This window comes from Alteromonas sp. AO-Serp (genome assembly GCF_017849675.1).
GTDB classification, from domain to species: domain Bacteria; phylum Pseudomonadota; class Gammaproteobacteria; order Enterobacterales; family Alteromonadaceae; genus Alteromonas; species Alteromonas macleodii.
In genome coordinates this window covers 59454-80641 of the sequence record NZ_JAFLMX010000004.1, presented here as the reverse complement: position 1 = coordinate 80641, position 21188 = coordinate 59454, and the positions used below count along the sequence as shown (strand labels likewise).

Sequence of the window (21188 nt, the reverse complement as noted above, 5' to 3'; positions counted from 1 at the left end):
CCAATTTCAAAAGCTGTTTCGTCGTCTTCAATGTCGATATAGCGGATAGCACCGCGAAGCTCAAATTGCTCTGACAGCATTGAACGAATACCGGCAGTAATGCCATAGCCATTGTCGTCAGCCTCAGCAGAAGCGAAGCTTGAGTCTAGGTCAACATCCACATACTCATACGTCAACTCACCAAAAAAGTCGGTTGTTGTAGTTAAACCATAGCGGTAACCAACCCCTGCAGAGATATAGTCAAGTTCACCGTCAACACCATATTCGTCTTCACTCAACTGACCATAGCGACCTGTCAGGTATACATTTTCGTTAAGTGATTTGAAGCCTTGAATTTGAAAACCGGTTGGCTCGAAGTCGCCTGCGTCTTCAATATCTGCTTGTACGTATCCAGCTTTAACGAAGTCATATGAAGGCGAAGCTGCGAAAGCATTTAAAGAAAGCGCGCCAAAGATACTGGCGAGAATAGTACGTTTCATTGTTTCTAATATCCTTTTAACAATAATTACTCCCAACCACTTCGGGAGCCTCATCATTATGGGGATGGATTTTAGAAATCAAATGGGCAACACGACTCGATTTTCACTATTCAACACCTTAAGTGGTGTACGTTTTATCAATACAACGGCATTGCCATACAAGAGCTTAGTTAATTCCTCTTCAGTGTTGTACAGATGAGGATACTCGCAACGCTTAAGCCGCAAGAGGACAAACAAAAAGAAATGATAGGTTCTAGGGTAATTAAGGTCACCGCGTAAGCGCCTATTGCTGCCCCTGTTAGGTGAAAAAAGCCGGTTAGCGCCGCTAAAAAACCTGCGGATTTATCAGAGTAGCCAAGCATGATAGTTACGCTGCAGGGCATTGCGATGCCAATAAAAAAGAAGGTGATATAGCAATAAGTCAAAATACCCATTAACCCTTTTATTGCGAAGGGGGAAATAAGTAACCCAAAAAGCACAGAAAGCACAGCGATAAACAAGCTTGAATACTTGAATTTAAACAATGGTGAAACAGAGGCTAGTCGAATATTGATTATGCTTCCCATCACAAAAGACAGCGTGGCTAGAAGCGAATATATCGAGAACACAGTTTTGGTGAGTCCGAATTGCTGCATTATCATAGACGGCGAGATGGTAATGAAGCTAAACACAATGCCATAAAGTAGTCCGCTGGCCATACCCACTGAGACGATTTTCATCATTGTGCTTTTAATAAGCGCTAAAGTATCGCCAAAGACGTTCTCTGAGGTTGTCGGCATATACTGTTTGAGGGTGGTGGAAACTGAAAGCAGTAAAAGTAAGGCGAATACTCCCATTACTAGTACAAAATAAAAGATAGATGAAACTCCGAAGGACTCGCCAATTAGTGTACCTACTAGTGGCGCTATTGCTGGCGCGATAGCGAATGCAATGTTGATAAATGAAAGTGAAACATTCAGCTGCTTTTCGCTAAATATCTGACGTGACAGTCCGCGCGATACTGAAACGCCAACCCCACCGCCTAAGCCTTGAATGACTCTTCCTACAAGAAAGGTATTTTCTTCGGTGGCAAGTGCCACCATAAGCGTACCGGCGATGAATACTAAGACTCCGTACAGTAGAAACTTTTGTTTGTTTAGGTAGTCGCAGGCGACACCAGACACTAACTGAGAAAGTGAGAACGCGATAAGAAACACGGCCACGCTTTTTTCAATTATTCCCACATAGCTGTCGTATATAGCAGCCAAGTCAAAAAAGAAGGGGCTATAAATGCTGGTAGAGAGTTGGCCAAGAATAGACAAAATGGTGAAGGTTACCGTCAGCGAATAAAACGTATGGCGTGACATGGTGTGCTTCATCTAAGGGGAACCAAACTATGGGTAAAGAGACAGTGCAGTTAGGCTACAGATTTGGTGTTACAGTTTTAATAAAGACGCTTTTTTTAAGTTTGAGAAAACTGATAACGTGATGATATAAGCGAGTGGTGACTGGTAATTCTAGAAAAAATGGTGGCCCCACCCTGACTTGAACAGGGGACCTGCCGATTATGAGTTATCTTGGCCTATTGATTTATAAATGTTTTTTGTATTTTGTTAAAATTCACTTAAATTTCAAATAAATTAATTAAAAACATGGGCTTATGTTGTTCTTGTTTGGTCTTTGTTTATTTCTTTTGTAGCACATTTGTAGCACAGGAAAGAGGGCTGTGCTACAGTTTTTGTAGCACAGAAATAACAAGCAGATCGGACGGCCATGCCTGAAAAATTCAAGTTCACTAAAAAAGTTCTTCAAGAAATAACCCCGCAAGAAAAACGTAAGCGTTATTACGACTCAGATGTTGCTGGTCTGGTTTGCGATGTAACACCTGCGGGTAAAAAAGTATTTCGAGTTTACAAAAGGTTGAAGCATCAATCTTCACCGTTAAGTGTAACGTTGGGTTCATTTCCCGAATTGACGATTGATCAGGCAAGACAGTCTGCACGTGAGACGCTCAACAAAATCGTTAACAAGCAAAACCCAAATACAGAAACTAGAAAGCAGCAGGAAAAGCTAGTAACTATGAAAGAGGTTTTCCTTCACTACAAAAGTATTAAGTCGCTTTCTGACAATACTCTACGTGGATATAACCAGGTGATGGATTGTTACCTTGAAGACTATCGCGAAGAACCTCTTATTTATTTTGATGAAAATACGGTAAAAAAAGTACATGCGAGCATAACAAAGCGCAGTAAAGCTCAGGCCGACTTAACTATGCGTTTTATTCGAGCATTGTTTAACTTTGCCAAATTCGAATATCGAGACGAAAATGGCGTAAGCCACTTTGAAGAAAACCCAGTTCATATCTTATCGCATCTGCGCGCTTGGCATCATGTGGGAAGAAAGCAGACTTATTTAAATGGACAGCAAATTGGCGCGTTTTTAGATGCAGTAGATGATGTCAGAAACGAGGGTATAGCTACTTCTATGCTGTTCCCTATATCCGTATGTGACTACATTGAGACAGCTCTATTTACTGGTTTGCGTAAAACAGAGTTAGTTCAATTGAAGTGGGAACAAGTAAATTTAGACGAGCGCAGTTTTTGGGTAGAGAAAACTAAAAACGGCGACCCGTTGAAATTGCCGATATCACCATACTTGCAAAGTATTTTTGAGCGTAGGAAAGAGTACCAGACTGAAAGTCCATATGTTTTCAATGCAGTAAACAACGTAGGTAGAATTGTTGAGCCAAAGAAGGTTCTACATAAAGTTAGCGAACGTGGTGAAGTTGTCTTCTCAATGCATGACCTCCGTCGCACTTTCACTACGGTAGCCGAGCGAATACAAACAGGCACCTATACCTTGAAACGGTTATTGAATCACAAGACTGGTCGAAATGATGTGACAGCTGGCTATACAGTTCTTACTCCCGAGGAGTTACGTGAACCGGCAAAGCGAATCGAAAATAAGATTCTAGAATTAGCTGGAAGACGGCAGAAATCGGATGAAGTTAATTCGGGGCTGGTGGACATCGCCTCATTAAGTAAGGAAGAAAAGCTAGCGTTAGCTCAACGCTTGTTATCGCAGGTTTCGTGAAAGAACGTAAATTTAACTTGGATTGGTGCGATTACCAAGGGGACATGAAGTATGATAGCTCAGACTTGTTTTGGCAAGAGTGCCTTTGCTAGTCATTCGATATTCTACTTATTAATAATATCGGCCAGAGCATACATTGCTCTATCAATTAGTCGAGCATCACTATCCTGAATTTCTAAAATAGCTTTCCATCAAGGGAAGTGGCTGCCTAGTTATTAGAAAAAGAGTTTGAAGAATTTCTAAAATCTGGAAGTCTTGAGCATGGGTTTCTTCGCGTAGTTTGTGAAGACTGCAAACAGGAGAAATCAGTAGCGTTTAGCTGTAATAAACGGTTTTTTGTCCAAGCTGTAGTGCCAGACGCATGACCGAGAGTCCAAACTAATGCGTGATGAAGTTTTATATGGATATCCAGTACGTTAATGAGTGTTGAGTTTGCCCATTTCTCTAAGGTTGTTACTCGGCAGATATTCCAAGTATTGAAGTGACATCATTAAAATTATACATCGTGCTATTGCACAGATATTATTCATCAAGCAGGGTACCTTAAAAAAGTAAGCAAACACAGGAGCGGTAACTGACACCCAGCGTTTTGGAAGTGCGTTGAATTTAAACATTCACTTTCACATGCTTTTTGCGGAAGGCGTATCACACAAAAAAGAAGACAAACCAAGTTTAAATACGTTATAGCGCTAAGCTACAGTGATATAAAGATGCTCGTAATTGCTAATAGCAACGAGATTGGCCCAATATCTGGAGGAGATAGGCTTAACTCACGAGGTTTTATGGGATATTTGCACCCAATGCTATAGAGCGTGCCGAGGTAACGGCTTCACAATGTGGCAAGAATAGCCCGTGCTTATCGGAAAATCTAAAAGACTTAATTAGGCCCTACAATGAGCGCGCTATGTCATGGGGACAAAGATTAAAAAGAGTATTCAATATTGAGAGCTACGTCTGTAAAGCTGGTGAAAAAAATCAATTTCAAAGTGATTACCCGTATCACAGAACCAGCCGTTATCCGTAAGGTTTTGGCATACCTTGACAAGACATTTTCCGGCGCAAAAAAACGATTCGCTTATACTGTCACTTCGAGCCCCACCTGACGTTGCTCCATTCAGCAACTGCATCACTCAACGCGACTTCGAACTTGGTGCAAAAAGAACAAAACCAGGCCAACATTTGAAAAAGAAAAATGTTGCGGAAAGAGTTTTCACATGTCTCATTGCAGATTTCCGCACCAATGACCATTTCAATTACCTATCTTAACGGCAACTAGTTCAGTGACTCCTATAAAGTATCCATTTAACACGGATGCAACTAGCCTTCAATACAGCTAGTACAGTGGGGATTACGTAGCGTTGATATTTCTTATACGCGTATTCTAATAACTAATCGTTTTTTAATTTACCTAGCGCTAACCCGATAAAAGTAAGAGCAAAAATAGTAAATGTAGAAGGTTCAGGGACTTCAGCGCTTATCGTATTTATGGTTATCTTCCAGTCCAGAGTTGCTTCGCAAATACCGAAGCAATGGTTTGGGTTTAAAGTCCAGCCTCTTCGAGTGAATCGAATTCGGTTTATTGTTGGATCATCTATTGATAAAGGGCCTGTGGTAGTTTGCGACACTGAGTCAATCTCGTGCCTTACGTACTTTGGGAAATAGCTATTTGAACTGTAAATATAGAAGGAACTTACAAAAAACCAGTCACCCGCGAATAGTGTATCAGTAACGTCTCTAGCGGTGATTTCATAATCTATACTTGAAAATATAATATCATCTTGTAAAAAGAGATCATAAGAATCGCTATCGTCAAATCTATCGCTGCTATAGCGGGTATAAGTGCTCCCTAGTATTTGATTAACTCCACCACTCAATGTCAACTCATGGCCATAATAGGAGTGTGCACTATCGTCTCCGTCAATAGACTCATCATAGACGATTCCTGCATTAGCGATCTTAGTTGCACACAAAATAAAAGCAGCAAACGCTATTCTCAGCATTTTCAAATTCATTAAACATATCCTTTGTTTTATCTATCTGGGATGGTGGAGAGATTATTCAATTATAGAAATCTATATGAATTTTAAGGCAAAATAAATGCCATTTGAAATCTTTTTTTTATGCGTTTAACGATTCTTAAGAAAGGTAATTTTCAGTTTGTAAAATTTTTTGACAACTTTTTTAATCTAAAAAAATAATAAACTCTTCTTTAAGGTGCAGTTTTTTTAGTAAAAAATGTAATGACTTTTTGTGCCATTCTCAGATAATCGAGATTATAGTTAATCAAGTTTTAGCGGGTGGTTATGAGCACTGCAATAGTGTTTTCTTAATACCTCATCAATCTACTTATCTCGTTAAGCGAGCATATTGAATAGGTGCGATAATTAGAGCGAGATTTGCGACGTGGAAGTTCCTTAAAAATTCAAAACTAGCGTGAGAAGTTTTTTATTTTCGCTGAGCGAACAGATAGATAAGTTTTCTCTAACTTTTTCACTTGCAGAGTATGTACGACGAGCGATACACTGATTAAAAAAAGGCTATGTGATATTTGAATTATTAGCTGCAATCGCAGATTAATTGGATTATCTAAATAAGCACAAGAACAATAACAGGGTAGTTGAATCATGGTCATAACACTAGCGACACTTGGTAGCATTGCTTCTCTTTGCGGTTTGGTACAATACAACTTTGACAATATTAATAAAAATGATAACGACAAAATGTATTTATCTTTGCTATCGATGCTCGCGCACTTTGGTGCATCGTGGAAGCAAATTCATAGTGACTACCACTCTCTAATTGCTAGTATTAACCCAATAGTTGAGTTACTTACTGAATACAGAGATGGCATGAGAGTTCCTCATACGACAGGTTCTGTAGCTCCAAATTCATTGAGAAAAGTTATTCATAGCGGGAATCTCAACGCCGCATGCTTAACATTTAAAAATCAAACCAAAAAGTCAATGAGGATAATTTCAGGAATGAAATCTCCAAATGATGAAAATTGGAAAAAAAATATTGCAGAATTAAACAACTCTGGGTTTAGAAGACTTTCCGAGAACCTAGTTGAAATAGCTGAAGACAGAGATATCGTTGTAGAAATCCACCAAGAATTTATGGTTTTCTTAAATGAAATTTCCAAATTCTCAGCAAATATAGACTGGGATTCTAATCATGTAGACTTTTTTATCGACAACCGTGCTTTATTATCAACTAAATACCATGAAGTAATACGCAGAACGGACAACGTGATAATGCAAATGCTTGATTGCTTCGACTTGGTCACAAGAGAATTACAGTACAAATGAAATCTCAAAGTGTTGACTACATTGTTGAAGAAAAGCTTACTTGGCTTGTCCAAAAATCTAGTCATTTGAATAATCAATTACACTCAGATTTTAAGCTATTAGATAATGACGATGATTCTAAGGTTAATGATTTTCCTTACAAAGATATAGTTCTGAAATTCATTGATGAAATTTCTGTGGTAATTGAGACAGCAGCAGAAATAGCCAACCTCACCTTTGAAGAAGATAACAATGTATACGATGTTGCGACAGAGATTATTCACAAATGGATGAGTATTGCTTCTCTGTATGGTGTTAGGTTGACCTTTCCAAAAGTGGTTAAAGACAATCGTTTGAATAGTTTAATTGAATTGCAGGATCGTAATCGTAAACAGATTAGAGGGATTGTAACCAGCACCTCAATGAACAAGACCTGTAAAGTTTATGTTGAAAGAATTGTTATTCACAAAGTTACAGGAAAGAGGTTGAAAAAGTCTACCAACTATTTAGTTCATGATGAATACGAGCAATGTAAGTTAGGGGACACTGTCGTTGCTAAGTTGACCAGACCTATCAGCAAAAGAAAGACTCACGCTTTGTTCGCAATATTGAAGCGAGAAGGTAAGAATAAAAAGCAAAACTCATATCAAATAGACCTATTTTGAATTGCTTTTCGAATAATACAAAAAATTTTATATGTTAGAAGCCTAAGCTTTTAGATGTGACCTTATGTGATAGCTTCACGGTTATTGGTCTATATCAGTTTCTTTAAGTGACCTAATCGTTTTCTATCTTTTCTAGGTCAAATTGTTTCTTCATTGATAAGTGGGGTGTTTTTTATTCACTTTAAAATACTGAGACAAATAGTCGGATACTTTCGTATGGATTTAACCTAGGTTTTTGAAACAATCAACTCTATTGTTGTCAATTCACAATGTCTACCTTATTTAGTTTGTATGTGTTCTTGGTTTGCTCAATATTAAAAGGCTACAATTCCAAAAGACAGCACTTAAAATAAAGTTAAGCTAAGTCTGGCCGACTCAGTACTTAAATTCTGCTTCACGCAAATAGAAGAAAGTCAGACTCGGCTTACTCTATCAGTGCAAATGTCAGGTTAACTGTTACTAATCAAACTGGTTTCTGTACATTTTAAGAGCTTTCTTAGCTAGCTTGTCTCAGGTGCAATAACCTGATACTAATTCAATCTGTTGCATAAGATCTGTATTTTATAGAGTCTATTCTTTCACCTCTAAAATCGACTAATTGCACGGAGATCTCGAAGGATTGCTCCTTGCTGACCTTCTTTTTGATTTCACCAATGATTTTTCCGCCAACATTATCTTTGTCGACAACAAAAATTATTTGAACCATCGATCGTTTTTCTACCCTAGTAGATTGTCGCTTATCTGAAATTGAAGGGTAAGACATATACATCGGCTTCTGATAATCCCCCTGCGGAGAAGTTAAATCCACACTAATAGGTATAGACTCTTTATAACTATCGATTTTCATCGTGCCGTCATACTTGATTAAGCCATCTGTATCACCTGAATTAAGTAAAGTGACAACAATCTCGAAGTCACCAGTACGAACACTTTTGAAGCTATCCATCTCAACAATAAGCTGATTAATTGTAGTAATGTAATTTTTTACGTTGCTTTCAGCACGCTCAAGGGAAGCTAAAACTTCTCCCTTTTTCGTCTCGTTAGGTTCGAAATATAAGGATGGTATTGATACCAAGTCAGTTGCAGCTAGTAACTCCTTTCCAGATGCATTGTCACTAATCGAGCTAATATTCTTTAACGCAGAACTCAATCTATCTGCGAAAATATCTGCTGATGCTTTTTTTGTATTGAGGTGCATTTTAAGCCACTCAAGTTGACTATTGCTAAGTTCATCAGGTAAGTCTGGAAGCAAGTAGCCACCTGAAGAGAACATGCTAATATGTGATGAATTATTTATAACAGCTAGTCTTTTACGATCTATGGCGTACTTTTTTGTCGCGGGAATAACCTCAACGTTCTGAATAGTAATCCTATCTCTAGAGAGGTAATCGTTTAGCTGGTACCCCAAAAAAGTACTTATAATAAAGATAAGTACACCTGTAATAATTTCGACTCTCATATCACAATACAGTCCCATTTATTTCTAACGTAGTCGCTAGCGTAAGGTAGCAGTTGCCTAAATATGAAGCTTAAAAGACTATAACTGAACAGTTTTACCTTCAATATGAACAGAAATTAGTTCATTTTTCACGGTGTACATGTGCGCTAAGCTTCTCTCTATCAAGGATTATTAACCTTCATTTTCTTATAGTCATCATGTGCTCTTTTTAATCCGCTACTGATTAAGCTACTCGAATGACTGGTTATCGTTTTAAACCAAGACTTCAAAAAGTTGACTCTGATGACTACGTACTTAGGGTTTTCGTTTTGGCGAGTTGAAAACCGGTAGGATTGGGTGACAAAAAATCTAAAGTATTGCAAGACCTCACCAAGTTCACTCAATCTAAAAACTTTTAAGTAATTACAGTTTTTTTCCCACTCGCTTTTCAAAAAAGTTGTGTAAAAGGTAATCCAAGAAGAGTTAATGGCATATGTTAGGGAAATTTCCGGATGCGCATAGCTGCAAGCCTGCGCCAATCCGCCTCCAAGTGAATGCCCTGTTGTCGCGAAGACTAAAGTAGGTAAGTTCGTATCGTTCTCTCTTATTTTTTCCTGTATCAGAGTATTTTCGATTTCCTTTTTTAACGCCTCAAGAAATGCATTTATTCCTCTAATTACTTGAAGGTAATATGAGTTTGATTCACTTATATAATGAGAGATTATACTCAAATTACCGTGCCACCAATCGCGCCAATGAGTGAAGCGAGTGCCTCTAAAGACGATAGCGACAAAAACTTTACTACCTGAAAACTTGTACCAAGCTTGTACCTTTAGTTCGCTTTTAGTTCGAAATTTTACTTTAGCAGGTTGCCAGCCGTTTATTATTTCAGGCACCTCGTTTTCATATACTAAATCACATAAAGCTGCATACTCATGGATATACTTTAAGTCTTTATCAATTGAGCCATTGAACAAGTCATGTATTGAACGATTGTGTGGTTTTCCCGGAGGTAATTTTACTGATATTTTTTCCTTAAGTTTATCCGCGTCTTTTGGCATATATTTTTCCTTAATGTCTGTTATAAATTATTGTCTGGCTTTTTTTTTAATAACAAACTAATCTTCGAATTCACGCTGGCATCGCATTTTTCAGATCTTCCAAAGCAGTTAATAATTGACCTATATCGCTTCGAGCTTGTTTCGCTTCGTCAATAAGAGCTTGAGCATCCTTCTGTTCAAAGGCTTCTGTCAAACTTCCTGTTTTACTAACCAATGAATCTGTTGCTTCTTTAAGGGCTTTCACCGTTGAAGCAATTGTAGATAGTTCTGATGCAGCACTAGGGAAAAAAAGATCCTCCTTGCCATCTTCGGCAAGCTTCTTACTCAATTCGAAAGCGTCTTTAATCTCTGCAAATCCTTTTGCTGCCTTGCCAAATGCTTCAAAAACTTTTCCTGCTTGAGCGAAGTTCATTGCAGTAAAGATTTGGTGTAACTCTGTTTTACGTTCGAAGTCATCAACTAAACTGACTTTAGATTGGAAGTCTTGTGATTCTACAAGTCCATTTTCACCTGCTGCTCTGGCGTTTCTAAACGCAACCAGTGCACAGTAGGCATCCATTTCAGCTTTATTGCTCATAACGAATCTCCATATTGTTGTTAACTGAATCAGTAATTGGGTTATTCATTGGTGTCAAACCCCTCACTTATGGCTTTCAGTCTTTCAATAGCTGACTTTAAATTGTTGACGGTTAGATTATTACAAGATGATTTGAGTGAGCGGGTTCCTCCGCAATTTGCTAAAAATTTTGATGTCTTCTTATGTGCTGATGACCAAGCTTCAGCCGCGGCAGCAATAGCAATTAATTGGCTCTCCATCTGTTTAGCCCAATGATATTCAGATGCTAGCGAACTGTTGTAATTGATGTAGTTGTCCTGAACTCTCTCCAGGGTCTGTAAGCGGGATGTTAGAGCACTTTCTCTTGTGAGGTGACACTGAAGGATGGCACTATTTTTTTCATGTTTTGGTTGGCCGCAGTAATCTGGTAAAGGGTTAACAGATGTTTCCTTTCGATTACATGTACAGTCGTTCAGAATACTCTCATAAAGGTATTCCATGTTTTTGTACGCATTAAATTTTTCGTAGTATCCAATTTTTGCGGGACCGTTCATCCCTCTATGCGCAGAAACTCTTAACCCGACAATATTAACTGTCAACTTTTCTAGTAAATTTGATTGTATGCTGATTATACTTACTAAGTTTTCAACTGCGGGCGTAGCTTTTTCCATCGCTAGAGCAAGCGTATCTTGTGCTTCAATTCGAGTATAAATATCGGCTACTTCACTTAACAGTTGCGTAAACCCTTCATATGCAACTGCTGATGGGGGATAAGCTAAACTCAAAGTATCGCTTATGGATTTTACCGATTCTGTCAGAGACTCCACACTCTCTGCACCAGTTTCACCTGCAGCAGCCAGGTTAGCTAATGAATCACTATAGGAAACCATTGCGGCCAGTGCACCATCTATAGTTGCTGTGTGAGCGATAAACAATTCGGCTTCTTTTTGAAAGCGGTCTGCATCTTCTGACAACATGATTTCATACTGCTGTCTTTTATCACTGTCTGTTTTTACCCAACCCTGTACTTTACCTGCTTCAAGATTTTTATTGAGATCGTTTATCTTTTGCAGTATTTCTTGATGTGTAGTGTTTACCGATGTGCGAAGGTTTTTTGACTCTTGGGCAAATGATGTGAGATCTGGCGTGTTGGAGCATGCGGAGAGTATCAGTAAGCCGCTCGAAAGAACCAAAAGCTTTAAAAGTGATTTAGACATTTATCTTCCTTAATTCATGTGGTCGTTTACGTAAAAGGAGAAACCACAGCATTCAAGACAGCGTAAAATGCAAATACTCTTATTTATCGCGTTATTTTGTATGAAGAATGTTCAATATTGTTCTTTGTTTAAACTACAGCTCTTCTGTTTAACTCTCTTTAAATAGTCCGCAAACTAATTTAGTCAAAAGCTTACCTAAGTTTGAGAATTAGGAGCGTTCACAGGTAGTACGTCATGTTCGCCATCCCACCATTCAAAGTACTTTTCAGCGCCTTCTTTTCCAGACTTCACAAGCGCGTTCTTCTTCGCATCACTCAAATCAAAGTCGAATGTGCTGATACCCTTAGTATCTATGTATACTGTGCGTTGCCAATCATCACTGTGAAGGTGTTGACTATCCTGGATTGACATTACTGTCTTGATAAGTTGCATACTGTAATCAAGAAAGTTCTGAATATTTACACTTTGTGGTGTTTGGCCATCTCTAAAAATTCCAATCTCTTTCGCGGAGTCGAGTCGGAAACCCAATGTCTCTTTGTTATAAAAGTACTGACTGTTTTGAAACCCTGCTGCCTGTAATTTGGAATTTTCTTTGTCGTAGTAGTCTGTCGCTCTTTTGTGTTTTTCTACTTCAATATACTTCGCTCGGTCAAACAGCTTTACGGGGTAGTTATTAATAGCGCCACCATCAACGAAAACGTCATCTCTATCGTCTCTGATTGCGCGGAAAAACAATGGAATTGACATGGAACGTCGGACTGCATCTACGACACGCATCCTAGGAGTGTGCTCATATGAGTAAACTTCGCCGAAAGACGTAGAAATGTTACTCGCATAAATATATAAACTTCGATTAGTGCTTTCGAAAAGCGATTTGAAGGTGACGTCAGCTGTCCCTGTTTTTTGTTTGAGTAAGTCACCCATCCAGTCTCGAAAATAGTCGCCTCTATACCAACCATACTCAGTGCCAAGACGACGCAGATCCTTAATTGCACCCCAGCTGTCGTCTTTAAAGTCATTGAAGTCGAGCTTTTTGAGTACTTTTAGCATTTCATTGTTGCTATAGCCGGCAGCAAACATTGCTGCATTTATAGCTCCAGCTGAAGTGCCTCCGACACGAGATATATTCTGCAGAATGCCTTTGCTTTCCAAAACACGCATAGTTCCGACGTAAGCAATCCCTTTTACACCACCACCTTCAAATACAAGGTTTCTAAACGGATAGTCCATTATCTTGTCCTTTTCAAAAGCTGTTTTTGATTAAGGGTTGTTTAAAATTTAATCAATCTAAAGGTATCAGGTAATTTTTCTGTTAACAAGTATTTTACTAATAGAAATTAATGAAAATTGAAAATCAATTTTAAAAGTTAGTTAAGGAGAGAAGCGCATAATCCCTTCAATAGAAAAGGAATGACCAGAATGAGTAAATTAAAAAACCTGATAATCTTTAAGAAATTCGAGGATGGATTTATCGAAGTTGTGAGTAAGAACTATCTTTCAATCACTACAGCGAAGTTGATAGATAAATATTTAAGTTTATTTCCTCTAGTTTGTTGAGCGATCAACTGGTTCGTAGCATCCTAGTTAGGTAAACCGATATCTAGCGAATAAATAACGGGCACGCGTTTCAGCTAACAGTTCTAGACACCTATACGCTAGGCATCAAGTTTCAAACATATCTCGCTAACGAAAAGACTAAATGACTGAACTATCAAATAAAGAACTCGATAACATTGATGAAGTAATGAACGACATCATGGAAAAAAAGGCTTTTATTGAACACTCCTATTCAACCTACAAAGAGGCCAAAGGGCGTGATAAACAAGATATTGCCAACTATGATTATAACTCGGTGTGTAAAAACGCAATTTCAGCGATTGATAACAGCTTTAATCTGCTACTGAGTTACTTTCCCTCAGAAGTTGAAGAGAGGATAAAAGGCAGTAGCGAAGATGAAATGAGTAACTCGCTGAAGCTCGCGATTATTCTGAACAATGAAGTAAATAACTTTAAGGCGGATGGTTCGACAAAAAGAACCTTTAAGCAAAGGGCAGATACTATCTTATCGTCAGAAACGTTTCGAAAGTCTGCAAAAGCCGAAGGCGTAGATCCTGATATTGAAGGTGCTGCAAGGGAAGAACTTCTCAAACTTATCAATAAAGGCAAACCTACAACAAAGATTTACTAAAAATATACCCCTATGTGTTTTGGTCAATAAAATCGAGGCCTAGAGCATATACACCCCCCTGTTTTTTCATAAAGGGGGGTACCCCTTCCTACTATTTACCGCTTCTTTATCATTGTTAAATCTACGGGCATTTTAATCAAACTAAGAGAGCCCAAATGAAAGTAACAACACAAACAAAACTCCTATCACCTCAAGAAGTAGCAGAACAACTGGGCGTTACGCTAAACACGCTCGCAGTATGGCGCTGCCACGGCTCAAGTTCTTTGTCTTATGTAAAAATAGGTCGCTGTGTGCGCTATTGTGCGGAAGATGTCGAAGCGTTTATCAATGCGCATAGGTTTTATCATGCGGATAAGCCGGTGAGCGCTTGTGACTAACACCTCAATTAATGCCATTCGATCTATATCGATAATAACCAGATCATTGAATACTCAGGAAATTGAGGTAGAAGCGCATGAATAAAAGTCTAGAGCCTGAAACTGTAGCTGAAAATTACGGGAAGCTTAATCCCGAACATCCCCCTGTCTTTATCGACTTTCTTAAACTCAGGGTAGATGATGTTGAAGCGCCAAATCATTATTTTGAAATGATTGCGCTTCAGTTGCGTAAATACGATTTACTAATTAGTCACAGGCAGTGTAATAGAAGTCGAGGTTACGACTGCGCCTACAAGATCGTTACAACAACCCAAGCACAAAATGTTGTAGGTAAAATAGAATACAGCGAACGATACAAAAGGGTACTGCTTGAATTGACTGGTCTTGGATGTGCCTGTATCGAAAAAGCTGAGTCAGATTACGTATGGTTGCAGGCGCTCGTTGCTCAACCAGCAGTAACTATACGGCGTATAGATTTGGCGCTAGATGATGAAAATGGACTTTATCAAATTGAAAAAATTGATAAGGACTATTCTCGTGGTCGGTTTAATGCCGAAAGTGGTAAACGACCTAAAAAAGAAAACCTAGGTAACAAGGTAGAAGGGAGAACTCGTTATATCGGAGGCCCAACCGCATATAAACGAGGCCGCTTTTATGAAAAAGGTAAGCAATTAAAGCTTACATACTGTAGACCTTGGATGCGACATGAAGTCAGGTTTGTTTCAAATGATCGCGACCGAATACCAGATGAAACTATTCGAAATCGAGCAGATTATTTCTACAGTGCATTTCCGAGAGCAATGCGGAAGTTGTTAGGCAAGCACAGCGTAATTCCTATTACTGAGCGTTTTATGCGTGAATATGTGAGTGATGTATCAACTAGAGTGGCCAGTTGTAAACGCCAATATGGCCCGCTTATAGGAACGCTAACCGAACATCATGGCGCAAAAGCAACGTGCGAAATGTTGTCTCGCATTGGAAGATGCAAGGTTATCGAGCTCCCACCCTTTGTTGATGAAGTTTCGTTAGCTGATTGCACCGAAATTATTGCTCTGCAGTCGGGTGAAGCTATATGAAATACACTAAGTTTACAGATGGCTTACTTCGCCAGGCAAGTAAAGAGAATTTTGTTTGCCGAGACATCATTGTTCCGCAACTGCAATTCCGTCCAGCAAAGGCTCACGGAAAAGTTGGCTATTTTCATTGCTTATATTCAGAAGGCGGAGTTTCCACGAGCAAGGCATTGGGTGAATATCCAATTGTTAATTTACAAGAAGCACGTAAACAGGCAAGAAAGTGGCTAGTAGAGCAACACGCAAAGCGATACAAATTAAGCAGTGTAGAGCGATTTACTAACGTGGGTGAGCTATTAGACTGGTATCAGTCAAACATCGCACAACAGGAACTTAATTCGTTTCGAACGATAAAAAATAAATCGCATAGAGTTGAAAGTCTTTTACGCCCGTATTTATTTGAAGTTGGTATATCAGATTGTTCTTCGCAGCTTTTAGATAAAGCTTGGTTGAGGCCATTAAACAATAGGTTTTCACCGAGCACGCTGCGGGGCGCATTTCAAACGTTGAAAGCTGCGTTTAAGCAAGCACATGGGCTTCGCTATATTGACGAAAATCCTTTATCGGACCTTAACTTCACCATGCTGTTACCAGCTTCGATTAAACCTAAAAAAGCAGCGCTTGCCGGATTACCTTTAAGCGAAGTCATAAAACAATTTCAGCATTTCAGTCCACCAGACCGTTTTCTATGTTTGCTTTGTCTGGGCTTTCTTACACGAAATACAGAAACAGTAATGGCGCGGTGGAGGGACTTTGACACGGAGAAGGTGTCTTGGAGTATACCTGAAGAACACACTAAAACTGGCTCAGCACTTACCTTGCCACTATCAACATATTCTCTGACGTGGCTAGCGGATTACAAAAGGCAGCAGAGGCGATATTGCCGAAGTCGTTTCTTATTTCCGGTAAAGCAGGGACGTAATAGTTGGTCTTCGAGTTATGCTGCGCAAAGGGTTATGAAAGTGAGTAAGGGAAAATTTACTCTTCATGATTTACGTAAGTATGGTTCAACATATTTGCGCGATAGCGGTGTTGACTATTATTTGGTGGAGCGACTTCTTAATCACAAAAAGACGCACTTAGACTCAACTTATATTCTCACCACATTGCGTAAACCCTTGAAGGACGTCATAGATACGTGGCATGAAAAAATCAATAGAGAATGTAAATAAATATATGAAAGCACAAGGATATGTGTTTCTCAATTATCGTTCTTGGCCAAATAGACTAAGCAACTTTTTGAGTCTGAGTGCCTATCCCAATACATGGAGTGGGCTCGTATACCATAGAACATAAACAGCTCCAAATACCCAACGGAGTTGGAGTCAAAAATATTATATGAATATTCTCGGAATGAAAGCGTTTCCCAAAACTGTTCATCCTTTATAAGAGAGAGCTTTTTAGTCTTATCGTTGTCCAATGAGCTGGATAAAACATCAGTTTCAGACCAAATATTCTTCCAATCAACAAGGGACAATCCATCGTATACTCTGTTAGAAAAGTAATTGTCCCAATAAATTTCAATGTAATCTAAGGGGAAGCCAATCGTACAGAAGCTGGTGATACAGTTTTTTATTCTGGTGCTTGGAGGGGACTCTTTTGGAAATAATGCATCGAATGCAATTACCGAACCAAAGCTATACCCGTGCAGCTCTATTTTTATATCTTCCCCTTCTTTTTCAATTATTTCCTCTATTAGCTTTGATAGTTTGCCTAGAATTTTCTGACGTTGTTCGCCAGTACTAAGGTATTGATTAGCACCTAAATACTCAATAGCTGTCTTTGCAAAAATAGTTTTAGAGGCTGGTGAGAGCATCATTGTGACAGCAAAAGAAGTGACTATCCCACTAGCTACAGGTTCAATCCAATTTAGAAACTCGCCAAACCAAGAGTTATTAACAGTATCTCCTGATTGATCCATCATGCCGTTTAAAACAGATAACACCGATGGAATTAAGAATAATAGGTACATGCCCAAAACGGCATAAATGATAAGGAAATATGAGGCTTGAATTTTCGATCTTTTCTTTATGTGAAAATTGAAATCGAAAAAAGATTTCATTAGGGAAGGAAATCTAGCGAGCAAGACTAAGCATAAAACTAAGAATCGCTTCAAAATATTAGCATCAGAGTAATTACTAGTGAGAAATTGGGCGTAATCGAAATTATAGAGTTTATAGACTATTTTCTCATCTTGCTCACTACTCTTGCTTATAGTTACAACGTCGACAGAAAGCCCTTCCTGACTGTATTCCATTTCACTTATTTCAGCCTTATATGCGTTAGAAGCAACTGGGTCCTCCTCATCAAGGGCTTTTGAGAGCCGCTGCGCGTAGTCGCGTAACGACATTGGATACATTTCTTGACCGAGCCCAGCTAAATAGATTGCTCTTTTCATACACATCCCTGTTTGTTACGGACTTTTCGTGACCAGTTTAGATTCATGTTTTTTTACAAGATGCATCATCTTAAGATATACAAATCGAACAAAAAGTAAACAGTTTGATTTTTCGTTTAGTTAGTTTGTGACTACTTTGAGCGCTTTAGATGTGGCAGTTTCGTTTCTGTTTGTTCCCATATAATTGGATCGCACAATTACATAGGGGATCTAAAATAACCCGGTGGATCACTAAATCTTCTAATAAGAGATTTAGTAAAAAAGCGTATTGCTGCTAAATCTAAATATAATTTGGGGTCAATATTACAGTGTTTCCGTGGTGAAAAATGCGGAGTGAAATTAACACGGTTATCACTTAATCGCTTTTAACGTAGGGACTGCAGGTGATTTTGGAAGCGATAACCGTGTTGCATTACGTGTAAGCGTGAGGGGCGCCAAAAATCGGCATATAGAATGGGTAAATTGGACTAAAGGTAGCACGCACCCACTTGGAATCTTCATTTTCTATTCTTCATGGAAAAGCGTTACTTGAGCTCTCACGGCGAAGTGCATCTATTGGATACGATTATGCTTCTACGAGTCTATCGTGCTTAATACGGAGGGCGCTATGATAAAAGAATCGGGGAACGCTATTGTTTAAATGGTAATACCTTTGTTGTTTTGTTTGATGTCACCAAGAGTTTCTTCGCATTTTGTATACTCAAGTATGGCGCCACTTGTTCAAATCAGTTAGCTTGAGGTAACAATAGAAGCATTTATAAATTTGACGTTAAAAATTAGCGTTAAAGTCACAAATTCTAAGGTTTATTACATGGAAGTTATCTACATTTTTGTTGTCGCATTTTTCATTTGGCTAATATTCAAACCCAAAAGCGATGTGGGGAAAGTAAGGGTAAATACGAAATACAATAAAAAGGAAGCTGGTCCTAGAAAAGAGACTGTTACTGTATTGAGAAGTTCCTCGGCTGAAAAAAAATCAGACGAACAAAACAAAGTCGATACTGGAGCATGCGATGAAAATGATAAAGAGAATATTCAACTAACTCGTAATAATCTATCAAGAATTAGCAGCAAAAAGAAAGCTAGTATAGATTCAGCTAAGAATAGTGACAAAGCGAAAATCGCTGAAGAAAAAGAAATAGATGTAAGAGATAATCCGATACAAGCTCCAAATAGTAGCACTACCACAAAAACGGCTTCGAATTATTTGACTTCTCAGCTTGCTAGTCAACCCCAACTAACTTCTACGTCAAGAATTGAGCATGCATCCAGTTCATCTTCTGCCGATGACGGTCTTGCTTCCTTCAATATTTATGAAAGCGCACAAACTCACAGCGATTTTACAAAAGTCGGTAAAAAGGGGGCGTGGATTGGGAAGTATCAAGAGGTTAAAGTACACGACCGCTTACTCAGAGGATTTCTATATGTCGGTGAGCAACTGGAATCTTTACGAGGATTTAAACCAGAACCTGCATTAGTAAGTAGCTTGTTACCTGCTGCCAAGCCATCAATCAACCAAAGTGTTTTTTACATTGATGAGTCTTTAGGCTACTGGCCCAGTTATGATTCATTATCAAAACAATGTAGGGGGTCTTACCTTGACTGGTTAGCGACAGAACGAAATTTGGAAAATACACCGATAGGCTTCGTGTTCATATATTTTAATGGTCTTGAGCGATTCGTGATAGAAAACAGTAAGGATATTGAAACCAATAGGGTCCATTTCAAACATATTTTTGATGAGGTGCTTCGCTTAAATAAGCAGTTTAGCTCTAGTCGTTCTTTTCTTAGCTATTCCTCAAACTTACTCGAACTGATGTACCTGCTAAAACCTGATTTATTCGAAAGTAAAAAAGATGAGCTTCCCCGAACACGTCATTCTTTGCTTTTCAAATTTCGATTAGCAGAACAAGTAGTTGAATCACAAAGGATCGGAGATTCATTAGCGCTTGAATGGATTAAAAATACTGAGCATTACAACCTTAAAACTGCGGCAAGACGTTGCGAAGTTGAATTTGATTCCCTATTTAAAATGTATTTTAAACAGAAGTTTCCTGATGGGATACCTGTTAAGCCCAATAAAACTCAATTGAACGCGGAGTACTATCCCGCCAATAATGGTATTCCTACTGTGAGGATTTCATTAGATGGACTGCCCGATCCAAGTATTTTAAAAGGCCCGATAAACAAGCTAATCCCTCTAGCTGACAAAGTTTCAGAAGAGTTAGCAAGCTATAGCAGATATTTAGGTAAAGCGGATACAACGAAAGATGACTTAGCTGCATTAATGCTACTTCCTACTGCAATCGCGAATAGCCAGCAATCGCCGCTAGTCGAAAAGTTTAAAGCTTGGGCACAGACTATCATTTCTGAAAATGAGGGACTTACGGAAGTTGCAGAGTTTTGGTTACAGACTGGGCTGCCGAAACCAAAAGCCATTAATAAAAAAGAAAGTGAATTGATTTGTAGTCTGGCAAACTTTGCGAATGTTGGGGTTGCTCCTGATTTAAGGTATCACCACGCAAAACTTAAGTTAAATGGGAAAATAGTCTTGTTTTCACCTGGTCATGAGAACGGCTTTACCCCCAGTCATACATTTAACCAAGTGGGTGTGGCCCTTCGCTTAGGAGCGATGGTTGCCTGTATAGATGGTTTTGTTGACGAATCAGAAAGCACTGCGTTACAGAAGCTTATTGCGCATGATGAAAAGCTAACAGATACAGAAAAGCGCTCTTTGCAAGCATATTTGACATGGCGCTTAGCGACACCTTCCGACAATACCGGTTTGAAAAATCGTCTTAGTAGCTTGGGTGCAAAGGAGATCGAGTTTGTTAAGCGGTTTATTATTTCTATAGCACTTGCTGATGGCAATGTTGATAACAAAGAAGTAAAGCAGATCGAGAAACTCTATACGAGTTTAGGGTTGGACAAAGATACAGTATCGAGTGATATACACCAACTAACTACGAGTAGTCATCAATCAGTTTCCGGACGCGAACGTTCATCAGAATTTTCCATTGATGAAGCTATCTTAGCGCTTCATGAGAGTCAAACCACAGAGGCGAAAAGTATGCTAGAGGAGATATTTACCTCTGATGAAGATGATGAAAGTGAAAGTTTAGAACTTGCTGAATCTTCAAATGATATTAATGGATTAGATCAAGCTCATAGCCAGCTTTATGAAAAGCTATGTACTCAAGCGCAATGGAGCCGTAACGAAGTGGCTAAATTATGCGGTGATCTTAATCTTATGATTGATGGTGCAATCGAAACCATAAATGATTGGGCGTTTGATTTAGTCGATGCGCCAGTTGTTGAAGATGATGGCGAAATATACATCGATGAAGAAATAGTTGAAGAAATAAGGGAGTTATAGC

Annotated in this window: 18 protein-coding genes and 1 pseudogene; 10 read left to right on the top strand and 9 right to left on the bottom strand. The window is 38.8% G+C overall.

Going from position 1 to position 21188, the window contains the following annotated elements:
- Window positions 1–479 (bottom strand): outer membrane beta-barrel protein (locus tag QVA83_RS00800; protein WP_287498004.1); only part of this gene is annotated, 479 nt, incomplete at its 3' end.
- Between the two features lie 170 nt (window positions 480–649).
- Window positions 650–1825: an MFS transporter gene (locus tag QVA83_RS00795; protein ID WP_287498003.1), complete on the bottom strand. Its 1176-nt coding sequence runs from the start codon at window positions 1823–1825 to the stop codon at window positions 650–652.
- Window positions 1826–2231: 406 nt separating this feature from the next.
- Between QVA83_RS00795 and QVA83_RS00790 the strand changes: the two genes are divergently transcribed.
- The 3 genes and pseudogenes from QVA83_RS00790 (at window position 2232) to QVA83_RS00785 (ending at window position 4238) form a co-directional block, all read left to right on the top strand.
- A complete protein-coding gene (locus tag QVA83_RS00790) occupies window positions 2232–3551 on the top strand; it encodes a site-specific integrase (RefSeq protein ID WP_039224661.1) in 1320 nt (439 codons plus the stop codon).
- Window positions 3552–3826: 275 nt separating this feature from the next.
- Window positions 3827–3916: pseudogene (locus QVA83_RS22410) on the top strand (hypothetical protein); the annotation flags it as partial.
- Window positions 3917–4151: 235 nt separating this feature from the next.
- The gene (locus QVA83_RS00785; protein ID WP_230633701.1) at window positions 4152–4238 is read left to right on the top strand and encodes a hypothetical protein; all 87 of its coding nucleotides are present in this window, start codon (window positions 4152–4154) and stop codon (window positions 4236–4238) included.
- A 701-nt stretch (window positions 4239–4939) separates the two neighbouring features.
- Here QVA83_RS00785 and QVA83_RS00780 read toward each other — a convergent pair.
- Entirely contained in the window at window positions 4940–5563 is a 624-nt protein-coding gene (locus tag QVA83_RS00780; protein ID WP_156077969.1) for a hypothetical protein, read from the bottom strand.
- 612 nt (window positions 5564–6175) lie between these two features.
- Between QVA83_RS00780 and QVA83_RS00775 the strand changes: the two genes are divergently transcribed.
- Both QVA83_RS00775 and rpsQ read left to right on the top strand, forming a co-directional pair.
- Window positions 6176–6859, top strand: coding sequence for a hypothetical protein (locus QVA83_RS00775; RefSeq protein WP_039224664.1), 684 nt, complete (start codon window positions 6176–6178; stop codon window positions 6857–6859).
- Window positions 6856–7503, top strand: a complete 648-nt coding sequence (gene rpsQ, locus QVA83_RS00770) for a 30S ribosomal protein S17 (protein WP_052247338.1) — start codon at window positions 6856–6858, stop codon at window positions 7501–7503. The genes QVA83_RS00775 and rpsQ overlap by 4 nt, the downstream gene beginning before the upstream one ends.
- Before the next feature lie 535 nt (window positions 7504–8038).
- Here the strand turns inward: rpsQ and QVA83_RS00765 are convergent.
- The 5 genes from QVA83_RS00765 to QVA83_RS00745 form a co-directional block, all read right to left on the bottom strand.
- Entirely contained in the window at window positions 8039–8962 is a 924-nt protein-coding gene (locus QVA83_RS00765; protein ID WP_039224666.1) for a hypothetical protein, read from the bottom strand.
- Window positions 8963–9123: 161 nt separating this feature from the next.
- Entirely contained in the window at window positions 9124–10002 is an 879-nt protein-coding gene (locus tag QVA83_RS00760; protein WP_039224668.1) for a lipase family protein, read from the bottom strand.
- A 70-nt stretch (window positions 10003–10072) separates the two neighbouring features.
- A complete protein-coding gene (locus tag QVA83_RS00755; RefSeq protein ID WP_039224670.1) occupies window positions 10073–10579 on the bottom strand; it encodes a hypothetical protein in 507 nt (168 codons plus the stop codon).
- Window positions 10580–10620: 41 nt separating this feature from the next.
- Window positions 10621–11775 carry a hypothetical protein gene (locus tag QVA83_RS00750; protein ID WP_039224672.1) on the bottom strand — a complete coding sequence of 385 codons (1155 nt, stop codon included), beginning with the start codon at window positions 11773–11775 and terminating at the stop codon, window positions 10621–10623.
- A gap of 195 nt (window positions 11776–11970) precedes the next feature.
- Window positions 11971–13005 carry a patatin-like phospholipase family protein gene (locus QVA83_RS00745; protein WP_156077970.1) on the bottom strand — a complete coding sequence of 345 codons (1035 nt, stop codon included), beginning with the start codon at window positions 13003–13005 and terminating at the stop codon, window positions 11971–11973.
- A 469-nt stretch (window positions 13006–13474) separates the two neighbouring features.
- On the opposite strand from QVA83_RS00745, the gene QVA83_RS00740 reads away from it, so the two are divergent.
- From QVA83_RS00740 to QVA83_RS00725, 4 genes are all read left to right on the top strand, one after another.
- Window positions 13475–13963, top strand: a complete 489-nt coding sequence (locus QVA83_RS00740; protein WP_039224676.1) for a hypothetical protein — start codon at window positions 13475–13477, stop codon at window positions 13961–13963.
- Between the two features lie 155 nt (window positions 13964–14118).
- Window positions 14119–14340, top strand: a complete 222-nt coding sequence (locus QVA83_RS00735; protein WP_156077971.1) for a helix-turn-helix domain-containing protein — start codon at window positions 14119–14121, stop codon at window positions 14338–14340.
- Window positions 14341–14417: 77 nt separating this feature from the next.
- Window positions 14418–15416, top strand: a complete 999-nt coding sequence (locus QVA83_RS00730; RefSeq protein ID WP_052247339.1) for a replication initiation factor domain-containing protein — start codon at window positions 14418–14420, stop codon at window positions 15414–15416.
- A complete protein-coding gene (locus QVA83_RS00725; protein WP_039224679.1) occupies window positions 15413–16585 on the top strand; it encodes a tyrosine-type recombinase/integrase in 1173 nt (390 codons plus the stop codon). Before QVA83_RS00730 ends, QVA83_RS00725 begins: the two co-directional genes overlap by 4 nt.
- A 29-nt stretch (window positions 16586–16614) precedes the next feature.
- Here QVA83_RS00725 and QVA83_RS00720 read toward each other — a convergent pair whose 3' ends face one another.
- Window positions 16615–17811: a hypothetical protein gene (locus QVA83_RS00720; protein WP_039224680.1), complete on the bottom strand. Its 1197-nt coding sequence runs from the start codon at window positions 17809–17811 to the stop codon at window positions 16615–16617.
- 811 nt (window positions 17812–18622) lie between these two features.
- Here QVA83_RS00720 and QVA83_RS00715 point away from each other — a divergent pair.
- The gene (locus tag QVA83_RS00715; RefSeq protein ID WP_039224682.1) at window positions 18623–21187 is read left to right on the top strand and encodes a tellurite resistance TerB family protein; all 2565 of its coding nucleotides are present in this window, start codon (window positions 18623–18625) and stop codon (window positions 21185–21187) included.
- Window position 21188 lies beyond the last annotated feature (1 nt).

Bases quoted from the DNA above. Each gene is read 5' to 3' on its own strand.
- QVA83_RS00795 (WP_287498003.1), bottom strand. From the start codon at position 1,825: ATGTCACGCCATACGTTTTATTCGCTGACGGTAACCTTCACCATTTTG.
- QVA83_RS00790 (WP_039224661.1), top strand. From the start codon at position 2,232: ATGCCTGAAAAATTCAAGTTCACTAAAAAAGTTCTTCAAGAAATAACC.
- QVA83_RS00780 (WP_156077969.1), bottom strand. From the start codon at position 5,563: ATGAATTTGAAAATGCTGAGAATAGCGTTTGCTGCTTTTATTTTGTGT.
- QVA83_RS00775 (WP_039224664.1), top strand. From the start codon at position 6,176: ATGGTCATAACACTAGCGACACTTGGTAGCATTGCTTCTCTTTGCGGT.
- rpsQ (WP_052247338.1), top strand. From the start codon at position 6,856: ATGAAATCTCAAAGTGTTGACTACATTGTTGAAGAAAAGCTTACTTGG.
- QVA83_RS00765 (WP_039224666.1), bottom strand. From the start codon at position 8,962: ATGAGAGTCGAAATTATTACAGGTGTACTTATCTTTATTATAAGTACT.
- QVA83_RS00760 (WP_039224668.1), bottom strand. From the start codon at position 10,002: ATGCCAAAAGACGCGGATAAACTTAAGGAAAAAATATCAGTAAAATTA.
- QVA83_RS00755 (WP_039224670.1), bottom strand. From the start codon at position 10,579: ATGAGCAATAAAGCTGAAATGGATGCCTACTGTGCACTGGTTGCGTTT.
- QVA83_RS00750 (WP_039224672.1), bottom strand. From the start codon at position 11,775: ATGTCTAAATCACTTTTAAAGCTTTTGGTTCTTTCGAGCGGCTTACTG.
- QVA83_RS00745 (WP_156077970.1), bottom strand. From the start codon at position 13,005: ATGGACTATCCGTTTAGAAACCTTGTATTTGAAGGTGGTGGTGTAAAA.
- QVA83_RS00740 (WP_039224676.1), top strand. From the start codon at position 13,475: ATGACTGAACTATCAAATAAAGAACTCGATAACATTGATGAAGTAATG.
- QVA83_RS00735 (WP_156077971.1), top strand. From the start codon at position 14,119: ATGAAAGTAACAACACAAACAAAACTCCTATCACCTCAAGAAGTAGCA.
- QVA83_RS00730 (WP_052247339.1), top strand. From the start codon at position 14,418: ATGAATAAAAGTCTAGAGCCTGAAACTGTAGCTGAAAATTACGGGAAG.
- QVA83_RS00725 (WP_039224679.1), top strand. From the start codon at position 15,413: ATGAAATACACTAAGTTTACAGATGGCTTACTTCGCCAGGCAAGTAAA.
- QVA83_RS00720 (WP_039224680.1), bottom strand. From the start codon at position 17,811: ATGAAAAGAGCAATCTATTTAGCTGGGCTCGGTCAAGAAATGTATCCA.
- QVA83_RS00715 (WP_039224682.1), top strand. From the start codon at position 18,623: ATGGAAGTTATCTACATTTTTGTTGTCGCATTTTTCATTTGGCTAATA.